At 74.8% G+C, this 14507-nt stretch carries 10 protein-coding genes; 6 read left to right on the top strand and 4 right to left on the bottom strand.

Annotated features, from left to right (window positions below; genetic code table 11):
- Window positions 1-52 precede the first annotated feature (52 nt).
- Together ITJ48_RS08170 and ITJ48_RS08165 are read left to right on the top strand one after the other, a co-directional pair.
- The gene (locus ITJ48_RS08170; protein WP_194613114.1) at window positions 53-1282 is read left to right on the top strand and encodes an exonuclease SbcCD subunit D; all 1230 of its coding nucleotides are present in this window, start codon (window positions 53-55) and stop codon (window positions 1280-1282) included.
- Entirely contained in the window at window positions 1279-4524 is a 3246-nt protein-coding gene (locus ITJ48_RS08165; RefSeq protein ID WP_194613113.1) for an AAA family ATPase, read from the top strand. Before ITJ48_RS08170 ends, ITJ48_RS08165 begins: the two co-directional genes overlap by 4 nt.
- Before the next feature lie 101 nt (window positions 4525-4625).
- Here ITJ48_RS08165 and ITJ48_RS08160 read toward each other — a convergent pair whose 3' ends face one another.
- The 3 genes from ITJ48_RS08160 to ITJ48_RS08150 form a co-directional block, all read right to left on the bottom strand.
- Window positions 4626-4886 (bottom strand): DUF6458 family protein, encoded by a 261-nt coding sequence (locus ITJ48_RS08160; protein WP_123547128.1) that lies wholly within the window; start codon window positions 4884-4886, stop codon window positions 4626-4628.
- Between the two features lie 318 nt (window positions 4887-5204).
- Window positions 5205-5999, bottom strand: a complete 795-nt coding sequence (aroD, locus tag ITJ48_RS08155; RefSeq protein ID WP_194613112.1) for a type I 3-dehydroquinate dehydratase — start codon at window positions 5997-5999, stop codon at window positions 5205-5207.
- Between the two features lie 2 nt (window positions 6000-6001).
- Entirely contained in the window at window positions 6002-6967 is a 966-nt protein-coding gene (locus ITJ48_RS08150) for a shikimate dehydrogenase (RefSeq protein WP_228506240.1), read from the bottom strand.
- Between the two features lie 213 nt (window positions 6968-7180).
- Here ITJ48_RS08150 and ITJ48_RS08145 point away from each other — a divergent pair, with 213 nt between their 5' ends.
- Entirely contained in the window at window positions 7181-7630 is a 450-nt protein-coding gene (locus ITJ48_RS08145) for a GNAT family acetyltransferase (RefSeq protein WP_194613110.1), read from the top strand.
- A gap of 78 nt (window positions 7631-7708) precedes the next feature.
- On the opposite strand, the gene ITJ48_RS08140 is transcribed toward ITJ48_RS08145, so the two are convergent.
- Window positions 7709-8647: an EamA family transporter gene (locus tag ITJ48_RS08140; protein ID WP_370544836.1), complete on the bottom strand. Its 939-nt coding sequence runs from the start codon at window positions 8645-8647 to the stop codon at window positions 7709-7711.
- Window positions 8648-8858: 211 nt separating this feature from the next.
- Here ITJ48_RS08140 and ITJ48_RS08135 point away from each other — a divergent pair, with 211 nt between their 5' ends.
- The 3 genes from ITJ48_RS08135 to recQ all read left to right on the top strand — a co-directional run bounded on the left by ITJ48_RS08135 (window position 8859) and on the right by recQ (window position 14382).
- Complete coding sequence (locus ITJ48_RS08135; protein ID WP_228506238.1) at window positions 8859-11150, top strand: bifunctional UDP-sugar hydrolase/5'-nucleotidase; 2292 nt, start codon at window positions 8859-8861, stop codon at window positions 11148-11150.
- A gap of 75 nt (window positions 11151-11225) precedes the next feature.
- Window positions 11226-12179 carry a CPBP family intramembrane glutamic endopeptidase gene (locus ITJ48_RS16675; RefSeq protein ID WP_194613108.1) on the top strand — a complete coding sequence of 318 codons (954 nt, stop codon included), beginning with the start codon at window positions 11226-11228 and terminating at the stop codon, window positions 12177-12179.
- A gap of 31 nt (window positions 12180-12210) precedes the next feature.
- Window positions 12211-14382, top strand: a complete 2172-nt coding sequence (recQ, locus tag ITJ48_RS08125; protein ID WP_194613107.1) for a DNA helicase RecQ — start codon at window positions 12211-12213, stop codon at window positions 14380-14382.
- The last annotated feature ends 125 nt before the right edge of the window (window positions 14383-14507 follow it).

The raw sequence follows: 14507 nt of genomic DNA, 5'->3' as shown, positions 1-14507 counted from the left end.
GCGATCTGACGACGGCCGTCACGGCCACACCGACCACGACGAGAGGGCGACCGTGCGCATCCTGCACACCAGCGACTGGCACCTCGGGCGCACCCTGCACGGGGTCGACCTGCTCGAGCACCAGGCCGCGTTCGTCGACCACCTCGTCGCGCTCGTCGCCGAGGGCGACGTCGACGTCGTCGTGGTGGCAGGCGACGTGTACGACCGGGCCGTCCCCTCGGTGCCGAGCGTCCGCCTCCTCGGCTCGGCCCTGCGGCGCCTGAGCGAGCACGCGGTCGTCGTCGTGACCCCGGGCAACCACGACAGCGCCGTGCGGCTCGGCTTCGCGGCCGAGCTGATGCGGCCCGGGCTGCACGTGCTCGCCTCGGTCGAGGCCCTCGACCGGCCCGTCGTCGTCGCCGACGAGCACGGGCCGGTCGCGTTCTACGGGCTGCCGTACCTGGATCCGGACACGGTCCGGCACACGTTGGCGCCGGGTGTCGGTGCGGGCGCCGGCGAGGACGCGAGCCTCAGTGCCGATGCGGGGCCCGGCCCCGCCGCCGAGCGCCTGCCGTTGCCGAGGTCGCACGAGGCCGTCGTCGCGGCCGCGATGGACAGGGTGCGCGCCGACCTCGCCTCGCGCCCCGGCACCCGCTCGGTCGTCGTCGCGCACGCCTTCGTCAGCGGGGGCGAGGCCAGCGAGAGCGAGCGCGACATCCGGGTCGGCGGGGTCGACTCGGTGCCCTCGGCCGTGCTCGACGGCGTCGACTACGTCGCGCTCGGGCACCTGCACGGCGCCCAGCGCATCGGTGCGTCCCGCGGCGAGCGGCCCGTGATCCGGTACTCGGGCTCGCCCGTGGCCTTCTCGTTCGGCGAGCTCGGGCACGTCAAGTCGACGGCCCTCGTCGACCTCGACGGCGAGGGAGGCGCGACGGTCGAGCTCGTCCCCGCTCCCGTCCCGCGTCGCCTCGCCGAGGTGACCGACACGCTCGAGCACCTGCTCGACGGTCGTCACGACGAGCTTCGCGAGGCGTGGCTGCGCGTGCACGTGACCGACCCGGTCCATCCCGAGCGCCTGTACAGCCGCGTCAAGGCGCACTTCCCTCACGCACTCGTCGTGCTGCACGAGCCGGTCGGCGCCGTCGACGCCCCCGCGCTCCGCCTCGTGACCGCCGAGACCGACCCCCTCGAGGTGGCCGCCGACTTCGTCGCGTTCGCCTCGGGCGGCGTCGCGACCGACGCCGAGCTCGCGGCCGTGCGGCACGCCTACGAGACCGCCCGCAGCGCCGAGGAGTCCGCGTGAACCTGCACCGCCTCACCCTCCGCGCCATCGGGCCGTACGCGGGCGAGCACACGGTCGACTTCGCCGAGCTGGGCGCGTCCGGCACCTTCCTGCTCGAGGGGCCGACGGGCGCGGGCAAGTCGACGGTGATCGACGCGATCGTCTTCGCGCTGTACGGGTCGCTGGCCGGCGAGGGCGCGAGCCGTGACCGGCTGCGCAGCCACCACGCCGCCCCCGAGGTCGAGCCGTTCGTCGAGCTCGTCTTCGAGACCGCGGCGGGCATCCACCGGGTGCGGCGCACCCCGGCCTGGCGGCGGCCGAAGAAGAACGGCGCCGGCACGACCCCGGCGAACGCCACGGCGACCCTCGTCCGCCTGACGTCTCCCGACGCGACCGACGGCGAGCCGGTCTCGACCAGCACGCAGGAGGTCGGCGGCGAGATCGGACGCATCCTCGGCCTGACGCGCCAGCAGTTCGTGCAGACCGTCGTGCTGCCGCAGGGCGAGTTCGCGGCGTTCCTCCGCTCGACGGGAGAGGAGCGTCGCACGATGCTCCAGTCGCTCTTCGGCACCGAGATCTACGAGGCGACGACGGCGCAGCTCGTCGAGGCTCGACGCGCCGCGAACACCGAGGTGGCCGCCGCCGACCACGCCGTCGAGCTCGGCTGGGCGCGCCTGCGCGAGGCCGCCGGCGTCGGCAGCGACGACGAGCTCGGGGGCGCCGGCGGCGGCTCTGGCACCGGCGCTGGCGACGAGCCCGCACAGGGTGACTCCGCGGTCGACGGTGACGCAGCCCAGGGCGACGGGGCGTCCGACGCCGCGGTCGTCGTCGTCCGTGACCTCGCCGCGCGACTGGACGCCGGGCCTGACTCCGACCCGGACGCGGTCCTCGCCGACCTCGAGGCGGCGGCCGCCACGGCGCAGTCGCTCCGTGACCGGCGGGCAGCCCGTCGCGACGAGCTGAGGTCGACCCTCGACGCGCGACGTCGGCTCCGTGAGGCACTCGACCGCCGGGCCGCACTGCTCGTCCGCGCCGCCCAGCTCGAGGCCGCCGAGCCGGCCGTCCACGCGGCACGCGACAGCCTCGACGCTGCCGCCCGCTCCGACCTCGTCACGGGAGCAGCCCGAGGTGCGGCCCGAGCCGAGGAGGCGGTCCGCACGACCGCGGACGAGCTCGCCCGTGCTGCGCGCGCGGCCTCCGCAGCCGGGGTCGCCGCTGCTCGCGCGGCCGACGCCGGTGCCGCCGCTCCTCCGGAAGCCGCCGCTGATGCCTCGAGCGTGCCCGCCGCCCCCGCCCCTCATGCCGATGCCGACCCCGACCCCGTCCCCGACCCCGCCCTCGACGCGGCCGGGCTGGCCGCCGAGCGCGACCGGCTCCGGTCCGAGCTGGCCGTGCTCGCCGAGACGGCCAAGGTCGAGGCGGCGCTGCCGGCCCGCCGAGCCGCCGTCGAGTCGACCCGGGCACGGCTGTCCGCGCTGGATGAGGCTCGTGCTGCCGCCGACGCCGAGCTCGCCGGTCGGCCCGCGGCCCGCGAGGTGCTCGTGGCCGATCGCGACGACGCCGCCCGGCGAGCAGGAGGCCGCCCCGCCGCCGAGCAGGCGCTGGCGACCGCCGAGCAGCAGGCTGCCGCCGTCGACCGTGTCGCGGTCCTCGACCGTGACGCCGAGCAGGCTGCTGCTGCGCTGGCGTCCGCCAGCCGCGACGCGGTCTCGGCCGTCGAGGCCGAGTCCGCCCTGCGCCTCCGCCAGATCGCCGGGCTCGCGGGCCAGCTCGCGACGACGCTCTCGGCGGGCGAGCCCTGCCCGGTCTGCGGCTCCGTCGAGCACCCGGCCCCGGCTGCCCTCACCCCCGAGCACCCGACCGACGACGACGTCGAGCTCGCCGCCGCTCGTGCCCGCGCGGCACAGGACGACCAGCGTCGCGCCGCCGAGCTCGCCTCCGTCGCCGAGGCCCGGCGCGACGACGCGCGCAGCGCCCTCGGCGCCCTCGAGGCCGACGCTGCCGGGGCGCTGGTCGACGCCGCCCGGCTGCGGGTGCGCGAGGCCGTGGCCGCCGAGCAGCTCCTCGCGGCGGCCGAGCGCGCGCTCGCCGCGTTCGACGCCGACACCGAGCGTCGCCGGTCGGCGCTCGCCGCGGGCCTGACCGAGCACGCGACCCTGGCCGAGCGTCTCGTCGGCGAGCAGCGGCGACTCGACGACGACACGGCGGTGGTCGCGGCCGCGCTGGCGGGGGCAGGCGAGTCCGTCGCCGGCATCGTCGCCGAGCGTCGGGCCCGCGCCGAGGCCGCCGAGCGCCTCCTGCGGGCCCTCGACGCCCACGAGACCGCCGTCGCTGCGGGGGCCCAGCGCACGGCCGAGCTGGGCGCGGCCCTCGCCGAGTCGGGCTTCGACGACGCGGCCGCCGCGGCGCGTGCCGTGCTGCCCGTGCCCGAGCGGGACGCGCTGCGCGCCCGGGTCGGACGGCACGAGGCCGACCTCGCCGTCGTCGCCTCCGGGCTGGCCGAGTCCGACGTCGCCGGCCTGTCCGGCGACGAGCAGGTCGACGTCGACTCCGCGGTCGAGGCGCTGGCCGCGGCGGAGGCCGCCCTCGCCGGGGCAGCCGAGCTCGCGACCCGGCGTGGCGCACGGGCGACCGCGTCGGCGGCGGCCCTCGACGACCTCCGACGTGCACAGCGGGCCGGGGCCGAGGTCGCCGACGAGGCCAGGGCCGTCGTGAGGATGGCCGACCTCGCGAGCGCGACCGGCTCCGTCAACGTCAAGGGCGTGACCCTCGGCACCTACGTGCTGCTGCGGCGCTTCGACGACGTGGTGGCCGCGGCCAACGCCCGCCTGAGCGTCATGTCGAGCGGTCGGTACGCGCTGGAGGCGTCCGACGAGCGCGAGCAACGGTCACGGTCGCGTCGGGTGGGCCTCGCTCTCGCGATCCGCGACCACGCGACCGACACGACGCGCGACCCCGCGAGCTTCTCGGGCGGCGAGACCTTCTACGCGTCGCTGAGCCTGGCGCTCGGGCTCGCCGACGTCGTGCAGGCCGAGGCAGGCGGGCTCGAGCTCGGCACCCTGTTCGTCGACGAGGGCTTCGGCTCGCTCGACCCCGAGACCCTCGACGCGGTGATGACCGAGCTCGGTCGCCTGTCCGACACGGGGCGCGTGATCGGCATCGTCAGCCACGTCGACGAGCTCAAGCAGCGCATCGCCGACCGCATCGAGGTGCGACGGCAGCCGGACGGCTCGTCGGTGCTGCGCACGACCGTCGGTTCCTAGGCCTGCGCACGAGAACGGGCGGGTCCGTCGTGACCGGGCGCTCGTGAGCGCCCGCCCGGGACGAACCCGCCCGTCGGGAGGGTGCGTGTCGGCAGGACCGGTCAGACGACCGGGCCGCCGCCGTCCTGCGTCGAGCGACGCGTGACCTGCTCGCCGCTGGCCGGGTCGACGGCCGTGCGCGCCTCGGTCACGGTGCGGCGACGACGCGTCGCGAACACGATGCCGAGGATCGTCACGAGGACGCCCGCCGCGATGAGGATGTAGCCGATCAGCATGATGTCGATGCCCGCGACCTGGAAGTCCAGGGCGTACGCGAGGATCGCGCCGATCACGATCAAGGCGATTCCGCCGCCGATGCTCATGGTGTCTCCTTCGTCGAGCGGGGGAGTGTCCACCGCGGTGGGCCACGGTACCGACGCCGCGCCTCCTGCGTCACCCCTCCTTCGGGAGCGCCCGGGGGCGAGCGGCGCCACCACCACGACGCCCGTCGCGCAAGTACCCCGCGAGACCTCCTCCCGCCGGGCCCCGTCCTCGCGGTATCCTCAACTCACTTCGGCGGGTACCCGGCCCTGGAGTCCCTGTTCAGCGACGTCCGTCGCTCGTGTTTCCCGGTGTGGGACACAGGGCCGGGTCCGTCGGAGCCCTCGGCCGGGCGCTCGCAGCCCGCACCCCGAGCGGGCTCAGACCTCGGTCGTCGTCGCTCCGTGCAGCAGCTCCAGCGCCGCCCGCACGCCCACCGCGTCGAGCTGGCCGGGGGCGCTGGCCCCGTCCGCCGTCGCCGCGGCGAACGTGAGGCACGACCCGAAGGTCTCGCCGACGAGGCGGGACGCCGCACCCAGCGGGCCCATCGACATGGTGATCGCCGGCACGAGGCCGGGGCCCGAGCGGAAGTCGTCCGTCGCCGCGAGCAGGGTGAGCACGTCGGCCGGGCTCGCGGGCATCGCGGCGAGCTTCACGACGTCGGCGCCGTGCTCCTGCTGCTGCAGCAGGCGCGAGAGGATCTCGGCCCGCGGCGGCGTGCCCGCGAAGTCGTGCGACGACATGACGACGACGACGCCGGCGTGGTGCGCGGTCTCGACCACCGCCTCCCGGATGTCGGGCTGCGTGAACATCTCGACGTCGACCGCGTCGACGCCCCCGTCGCGGATCGTGCGGGTGAGCAGGTCGCCGTACTCCTCGGGCGTGATGTCGCGGTCGCCGCCCTCCTGCTTCGTGCGGAACGTGAACAGCACGGGGACGTCGTCGGGCAGCGCGGCCCGGACCGCCGCGACCGCCTCGCGGACCTTCTCGGCGTCGTCGACGGCCGTGAGGTGGTCGACCCGCAGCTCGACGAGGTCGTAGGAGGCGCGGGTCAGCGAGCCGGCAGCCTCGCCGAGCGCCGAGGCGGTCCGGGCGACGAGGGGCACGCACACCGCGGGCCTGCCGTCGCCGAGCACGAGCGACCGCAGGGTCGCGGGCTGGGGCGTCGGGCGCACGGTCAGGCCACCGGCGACGTCGTCGTGGCGGCTGCCGTGGTGGCAGCGGCCTCGGCGGCCGGGGCCGCAGCGCCCACACCGTCAGCCGCGGTCGAGCGCGTCTCCGGCAGGCCGACGGCGGCGCGCATGGCGGCGCGCACGCGGTCCTCGTCGTCGAGCCGCTCCTCCTGCGCCCGTCCGGTGAAGAGGCGCACCTGCGACACCGCCTGCTCGACGAGCATGTCGAGCCCGCTGAACGCGATGCCGCCGTCGGCCGACCAGGTCGACGCGACACGGGTCGGCCACGGCTCGTAGGCGACGTCGAACAGGATCGACGACCCGCTCCGCGGGCGCAGCGGGAGGTCGTCGGCGACCCCGCCGGGCAGGGTGCTGATGACGAAGTCGAGCGGAGCCAGCGTGCCGAGCTCGGTCAGGGGCGCGATGCTGATGTCGCCGCCGAGCTCGCTCGCCAGCGAGGTCAGCTCGCCGGCGCGCATGGGGTTCCGCAGGTGCACCGAGAACGAGCGGGCGCCGAGCTGCCACGCGGCCCACATGGCCGAGGAGGCGGTGGCCCCGCCGCCGAGGATCGTCGCGCTCTCAGGGCGCGCGTCGTGGTGCGCCTCGACGGTGCGGACGATGCCGTCGACGTCGGTGTTGTGGCCGTGGCGGCGTCCGTCGTCGTCGATGACGACCGTGTTCGCGACGCCGAGCGACCGGGCGAGCGGCGAGACCGTGTCGAGCAGGGGGAGCACCTCGCGCTTGAGCGGCATCGTGAGGCTCAGCCCGCGCCAGGGTCGGTCGGCGGTGCCGGTGCCGGTGCCGTCGACGGTCTCGGCCAGGAACTGCTCGAGCTCGCCCGAGGCGACCTCCGCGCGGTCGTAGTGCCAGTCGAGCCCGAGCTCCGCGTAGGCCGCCCGGTGCAGGGCGGGCGAGAGGGAGTGGGCGATCGGCGAGCCGAGAACGGCCAGGCGGCGGGGAGCAGCGGACAAATCGGGCACCTCTCTGACGGCGGACGGACGCGACACAGTATGCCCGGGCCCCCTGGACCGTCCCTCCTCCCGCCGGTGCTGCTGGGCGTCGCACCCCGTTGTGGACGATGCACCCCGTCGTTCCGGGGTGCATCGTCCACTCCAGGGTGCTTCGCGCATCCGTCCGTGCAGGAGGGACCGCGCAGCTCGCGGCGTCCGTGCCAGCATCGTCGGATGCAGATCCGCGCCTTCCGCCCCGCCGACACCGAGACCGTCGTCGCCCTCTGGCACGAGTGCGGCCTCACGCGCCCCTGGAACGACCCGCACCGCGACATCGAGCGCAAGCTCGCGGTGCAGCCCGAGCTGTTCCTCGTCGGCACCGAGCTCGTCGAGCCGGCCGACAGCACCGGCAGCCCCGAGGAGGTGGTGGTCGCGACCGCCATGGCCGGTCACGAGGGCCACCGGGGCTGGCTGTACTACGTCGCCGTCGCGCCCGGGCACCGCGGCGGCGGGCGCGCCCGCCAGATCGTCGCCGAGGCCGAGCGGCTGCTGCTCGAGGCCGGCTGCCCGAAGGTGCAGCTGATGGTGCGCTCCGGCAACGACACCGCCGAGGCGACCTGGGGCAGCCTCGGCTACGAGCAGTCCGACGTCGTCGTCTACGGCAAGCGCCTCATCGAGGACTGAGCCGCTGCCCCGCCCGGCAGCCCGGCCAGCCGGTACGGCAACTCAGCCAGCCCGCACGGCAGCGCAGCGCGGCGCCGCTCAGTCCAGCGCCAGCAGCGCCGCCGCGCCGAGGGCCAGCACGAGCCCGCCGACCTGGGCCCGGGTCAGCCGCTCGTGCAGCACGACGGCCGCGAGCACCACCGTCGCCGCCGAGTAGAGCGCCGTCAGCACGCTCATCACGGTGAGGTCGCCGACCCGCAGCCCCACGAGGATGAGCACGTTGGCCCCGCTGTCGGCGACGCCGCAGGCGAGGGCCAGCCCCAGGGCGCGACGCAGGGGCAGGAGGTGCGGGGCGGCCTCGGCGACCGGCGCCGCGCCTCCTTCGCCCTGCTGCAGCAGCGGAACGCGCCCCGGCTCCGCGGCCCGCGTGCGCCCCCGCACCCGCGCGACCAGCAGCAGCACCAGCACCGCCCCTCCCGTCAGCACGAGGTTCGCCGACCGGTTGGCGACGAGCGGCACGAGCCCGGAGTCGTCCGCCGTCCGGTCGAGGAACACGAGCACCAGCCCGATCCCCGCGCCGGCGCCCAGTGCCATCAGCAGCCCTCGCGCGCTCGGTCGCGGAGCCGACGGATCGGGCACGAACCCGACGAGCACCACGGCGACGAGGGCGAGCGCGATGCCGGCCCAGCCCGCGCCTCCCAGCCGGGAGCCCTGCGCCAGCCCCACCCCCACCGGCACGATCGCCGAGACCACCGCCGTGAGGGGCGAGAGGATGCTCATCGGCCCGAGGGCGAGGCAGGCGTAGAGCAGGGCGAGGGCGACGGCGCCCGCGACGCCGCTGAGCAGGCCCCAGCCGACCGCCGCCGTCGAGGCCGTGCCGGGCACGACGAGCAGCAGCAGCGCGAGCAGCACCAGCCCGCTCGCGGCGGCGATCGCGGTGACGCGCAGCGGGGCGATCCGGCGGGCGGCGAGCCCGCCGAGGAAGTCGGCCGAGCCGTAGGAGGCGGCGGCCAGCAGGCCGAGGACGGCGGCGATCACGGCGACTCCAGGAGGTGCGGGGCGAGCCAGGACGACAGCTGTCGCCTCGCGAGACGGCCGTCGCGTTAACAACGGATGACGAAGCTGCGGGAGGCCTTGTCGGACTCCCAGCTGGATCTTATGGTCGTGGGGGCCGTCCCTCGACCGGGGGGCAGGCCGTCGAGGCCGATCCGGCCCCCACCCCCGCAGCCCACCAGGAGACACACTCGTCATGCGCCCCCGCCCCGCCGCCACACCCCAGCGCGAGAACGGGGGCCGGCGCCGTCGCCGCGCCGCCCTCTCGCTCGTCGCCGTCACCACGATGGGCCTCGGCGTCCTCGTCGCCGCCCCGGCCGCCCAGGCGGACACCACGACGATCGATATCGTCGGGATCAACGACTTCCACGGCCGCCTCGAGCGCGGCACCGACCCGGTCGCCGGCGCCGCAGCGATGGCCGGGACCGTGAACCAGTTCCGCGCGGCGAACCCGTCGACGATGTTCGTGTCGTCCGGCGACAACATCGGTGCGTCGACGTTCACCTCGTTCATCCAGGACGACAAGCCGACGCTCGACGTCCTGAACCAGATGGGCCTCGACGTCAGCACGCCGGGCAACCACGAGTTCGACAAGGGCCAGACGGACTTCAACGACCGCGTCGTCCCCGCGAGCAAGTTCCCCTACGTCAACGCGAACATCTTCAGGACCGCGACCGGCGAGCACGCGTACGACCCCTACTACGTCGAGGAGGTCGACGGCGTCCGGGTCGGCTACATCGGCGCCATCACCGAGCTGATGCCCGAGCTCGTGAGCCCGGCCGGCATCGAGGGCCTCGAGTTCCGCGACATCACCGAGTCGGTCAACGACGCTGCCGAGGAGCTGACCGACGGCATCGACGAGGGGGAGAACGGCGAGGCAAACGTCATCGTCCTCCTCGTGCACGAGGGAAACGCCTCGGCGAACCAGGCCGACGCGACGGGAGACTCGGACTTCGCCACCATCGCGAAGGGCGTGACGCCCGACGTCGACGCGATCCTCTCTGCGCACACCCACGCGACCTACAACTTCACCGGGATCGTCCCGACCGGCGGCACGAAGCCTCGCCCCGTCGTGCAGACCGGCAGCTACGGCGCGAACCTGAGCCACCTGTCGATCCAGCACGACGACGTGACCGGCGAGAACACGGTGACGAGCGAGCTAGTCCCGCTCTTCACGTCGACCGCCGCGGCCGACAAGCCCGTCGCGGACATCGTCGCGGCCGCCGTCGAGGTCGCCCGGGTCGAGGGGCGCAAGCCCGTCGGCACGATCACCGGCGACGTGCGCCGTGCTGTCCAGACCAACGGCTCGGAGAACCGCGGCGGGGAGTCGGCCCTCGGCAACCTCGTCGCCGACGCCCAGCTCGCCGCCACGCAGGACCAGCAGTCGCAGATCGCCTTCATGAACCCCGGCGGCCTGCGTGCCGACCTGACCTTCGCGTCGAGCGGCACCGAGGGCGACGTCGACGGTCGCGTCACCTACCAGGAGGCGGCGGCCGTGCAGCCGTTCGCCAACACGCTCGTGGTGTCCACGCTGACCGGGGCGCAGATCCGCGCGACCCTCGAGCAGCAGTGGCAGCCGGCCGGCTCCAGTCGCCCGTTCCTCAAGCTCGGCGTCTCGAAGGGGCTGGCCTACACCTACGACCCGACCGCGGCCGCCGGCTCGCGCGTCGGCACGATCACGCTGAACGGCGTCGTCCTCGACGAGGCCGCGAGCTACAAGGTGACGGTCAACTCGTTCCTCGCGTCCGGCGGCGACAACTTCACCGCGCTGAACGGCGCCTCGGCGAAGGCCGACAGCGGCAAGATCGACCTGCAGAGCCAGGTCGACTACTTCACGGCCAACCCGGTCGTCTCGCCCGACCTCGCCCAGCGCGCCGTGGGCGTCACCACGACTCCCGCGCCCGCTGTCGGCTTCGCCGCCGGTGACGAGGTCACGATCGCGCTCTCATCGCTGCTCTTCAGCGCGCAGGACGCCACCGTCGCCGGCGACGTGTCGGTCAGCCTCGACGGTGTCGTGCTCGACTCGAGCGTGATCGACGCCAGCGTCGTCGACACGTTCGACGAGCAGGGCCGCGCCACCCTGACCTTCGCCGTCCCCGAGGGCATCACCGCCCCCACGGCCGGCCCGGTCACGCGCTCGCTCCGCATCGCGGTGGCGGGCACCGGCACCGCTGTCGACGTGCCGGTGGTGTTCGCCGCCGCGGCGGCCCCGGTCGTCGTCGACCCCACCCCCGGCGACGGTGACCCGGGCACGCCCGGCACCCCGGGCACCGGCGCAGGCGCCGCCCCCGGCACGGGTGCTGGCACCGGGTCGGGCACGGGCTCGACCCCGCGCCCCGCCGCCTCGGGCGACCTCGCCTTCACCGGCTCGGACGCGGCCACGACGGGCCTCCTGGCGGCGCTCGCCCTGATGCTCGCCGGAGCCGGCGTGCTCACGGCCACGCGCCTCCGCCGCCGTCGCGAGCTGCTCGCCGAGGCGACCGACTGATCCCTCCCGCACCACCCGGCGGCCCGGCCTCACCTGCACAGGTGCGGCCGGGCCGTCGGCGTTAACCTCGGGGGCGTGACCACCGCCTCCGTCGAGTACCACCGGCTGTTCCGTGCGCTGCCGACGTACCGCTGGTGGCGGCCGCTGCTCGCGGCCGTGATCGGCGCCGTCCTCTACTGGGTGCTCGCGAACGCGGTCGTGCTGGCGATCTTCGCGGTCCTCCGGGCGGTCGGCGGCCAGGAGCTCACCTCGACGGTCGCGCAGGGCGTCCAGGACGACCCGCTCGACGCCTCCCAGCCGCTCGTCCTGCTCACGACGCTCGCGTCCATCGCGACGCTGCTGCCCGCCGCCCTGCTCGCGACGAAGCTCGCCGGCCTCGGACGACTCGGCCAGCTGTCGAGCGTCACCGGCCGCCTCCGCTGGCGCTGGATGGCCCGCACGCTGCCCGCCGCCCTCGTGCTCATGACGCTGACGGTCGGCCTCAGCTACCTCGTGCTGCCCCCGCTGACGGGCCAGGCGATCGGCACGGGTCCCGTGACGACGCCGCCGGCCACGATCGTCTGGTCGGCGCTCGTCATCCTGCTTCTCGTGCCGCTGCAGGCCTCCGCCGAGGAGTTCGTCTTCCGCGGCTTCGCCATGCAGGCGCTCGGGTCGTGGATCGTGTGGCCCGCGGTCGCGATCGTGCTGCCGACGGCCGCGTTCGCGCTGTCGCACGCGTACAACCCCTGGGGCATGCTCGACGTCGCCGTGTTCGGGGTCGCGGCGGCGTGGCTGACCTGGCGGACGGGAGGGCTCGAAGCCGCCATCGTCGGCCACGTGCTCAACAACACCGTCCTGTTCCTGCTGCTGGCGCCCTTCGCGGGCACCGAGGCGAGCGACGGCAGCCCGCTGGGTCTCGCCGTCACGGTCGTCTGCACGCCGGTCTGGGCGTGGCTCGTGACCCGTGCCTTCCACAGGTCGGGGGAGCGTCGGTCCTCCCCGGCATCGCCCGCCGACGGCACCGTCCACGAGGAGGCGCAGGTCGGCTGACGCTGTCGGCGCAGCCTCCTAGACTCGTCGCGTGACCGACCCCGCCGCACCCACCGCCACCGCCGCGCCCTCCTCGTCGGGCCCCGCCGGGGCTCCTCTCGAGGTGCTGCAGCGCGTCTTCGGCTACGACGCGTTCCGCGGCGACCAGGCCGCGATCATCGACCAGGTGGTCGGCGGCGGCGACGCCCTCGTGCTGATGCCCACCGGCGGCGGCAAGTCGCTCTGCTACCAGGTGCCGGCGATCGTCCGGCCGGGCACGGGCGTCGTCGTCTCGCCCCTCATCGCGTTGATGCAAGACCAGGTCGACGCCCTCGAGGCGGTCGGCGTGCGGGCGTCGTTCCTCAACTCGACACAGGATCCCGACCAGCGGCGAGCCGTCGAGCAGGCCTTCGTCTCCGGCGAGCTCGACATGCTCTACCTCGCTCCCGAACGACTGAAGCTCGACTCGACCAAGTCGCTGCTCGACCGCGGCCGGGTCTCGTTGTTCGCCATCGACGAGGCTCACTGCGTGGCGCAGTGGGGCCACGACTTCCGCCCCGACTACCTCGAGCTGTCGGTGCTGCACGAGCGCTGGCCCGACGTGCCCCGCATCGCCCTCACCGCCACCGCGACCGAGACGACGCACCGCGAGATCTCCCGTCGGCTCGAGCTCGACGACGCGGCGCACTTCGTCGCCGACTTCGACCGGCCCAACATCCAGTACCGCATCGAGGCGAAGGACGGCCCGCAGCAGCAGCTGCTCCGGTTCATCCGTGCCGAGCACGAGGGCGACGCGGGCATCGTCTACTGCCTGTCGCGCAAGTCCGTCGAGGGCACGGCCGAGTTCTTGGTGAAGCAGGGCATCGCCGCCCTGCCGTACCACGCGGGCCTCGACGCCGGCACGAGAGCACGCAACCAGTCGCGGTTCCTCCGAGAGGACGGCATCGTCATGGTCGCGACCATCGCCTTCGGCATGGGCATCGACAAGCCCGACGTGCGGTTCGTCGCGCACCTCGACCTGCCGAAGTCGGTCGAGGGCTACTACCAAGAGACCGGTCGAGCGGGGCGCGACGGCCTGCCGTCGACCGCCTGGCTCGCCTACGGGCTGCAGGACGTCATGCAGCAGCGCCGCATGATCGACCAGTCCGAGGGCGACGCCGAGCACCGCCGCAAGCTCGGTGCCCACCTCGACGCGATGCTCGCCCTCTGCGAGACCGTCGAGTGCCGGCGCGTGCAGCTGCTCGGCTACTTCGGCCAGGCGAGCACGCCGTGCCACAACTGCGACACCTGCCTGAACCCGCCGCAGGCCCTCGACGGCACCGTACCGTCGCAGAAGCTGCTGTCGACGATCGTGCGCCTCAAGCGCGAGCGCAACCAGCAGTTCGGTGCCGGGCAGATCATCGACATCCTGCTCGGCCGCACGACGCCGCGCATCACCCAGAACCGCCACGAGCAGCTCTCGACGTTCGGCATCGGCACCGAGCTCAGCGAGATCGAGTGGCGCGGGGTGGTCCGCCAGCTGCTCGCCCAGTCGGTGCTCGCGGTCTCGCCCGACGGCTACGGCACCCTGCTCATCACCGACGCGGCCGCCGAGGTGCTCTCGGGGGCGAAGCAGGTCCGCCTCCGCAAGGAGCCGGAGAAGGCTCCCCGCGTCCGTGGAGCCCGCGGGTCGTCGGGCAGCGGCTCGTCGCGAGGGTCACGCGGCGGCTCGGGGGCTGCCGACCTCGACGCGGCCGACGTGCCGCTGTTCGAGACGCTCCGCCAGTGGCGGGCGGGCATCGCCAAGGCGCAGGGCGTCCCGGCCTACGTCGTCTTCGGCGACGTCACGCTGCGGGGCATCGCGTCGAGCCGTCCGGGCTCGATGGGCGAGCTGGCGGGCATCAGCGGCGTCGGCCAGAAGAAGCTCGACACCTACGGCCAGCAGGTGCTCGACGTCGTCTCGGGGGTGGCCCCCGAGGATGCGGCGGCCCGGGCAGCCGAGTCCGGTGCCGGCACCGGCGCGGTCGGCTCGGGGTCGGGCTCGGCCTCAGCTTCGGGCACTGGCTCGACCCCGTCGTTCCGGGCGGAGACGGGCTCCCGCAGCCGTCCCGCCGCCGCCCCAAGTTCTCGCCCGACGCCGACGACGAGCGCGGCCCCGGCGGCCGGCTCGGAGCCGTTCCCGTTCGACGACGAGCCGCCGTGGGACCCGTACGACGAGTCCGCCCCGCCCGACGACGGCTACTGACGGGCCGCCCAGGCGAACACCGGGCCTGGCTGACGCGAACGGGACGAGGTGACGCGGGGCCCCGCGTCACCGCGTCCCGGTCGCGTCGCACGCGGCACCCGGCTCGCGCGTGAACGGCCGCGGCG

The organism is Frigoribacterium sp. VKM Ac-2530 (assembly GCF_015350835.1).
GTDB lineage: Bacteria > Actinomycetota > Actinomycetes > Actinomycetales > Microbacteriaceae > Frigoribacterium.
This window is presented reverse-complemented; position numbering and strand designations above follow the sequence as displayed.

Coding starts and splice junctions, on each gene's coding strand:
- ITJ48_RS08160 (WP_123547128.1), bottom strand. CDS start 4,886: ATGAGCATCGGCGGCGGAATCGCCTTGATCGTGATCGGCGCGATCCTC.
- ITJ48_RS08145 (WP_194613110.1), top strand. CDS start 7,181: ATGCAGATCCGCGCCTTCCGCCCCGCCGACACCGAGACCGTCGTCGCC.
- ITJ48_RS08135 (WP_228506238.1), top strand. CDS start 8,859: ATGCGCCCCCGCCCCGCCGCCACACCCCAGCGCGAGAACGGGGGCCGG.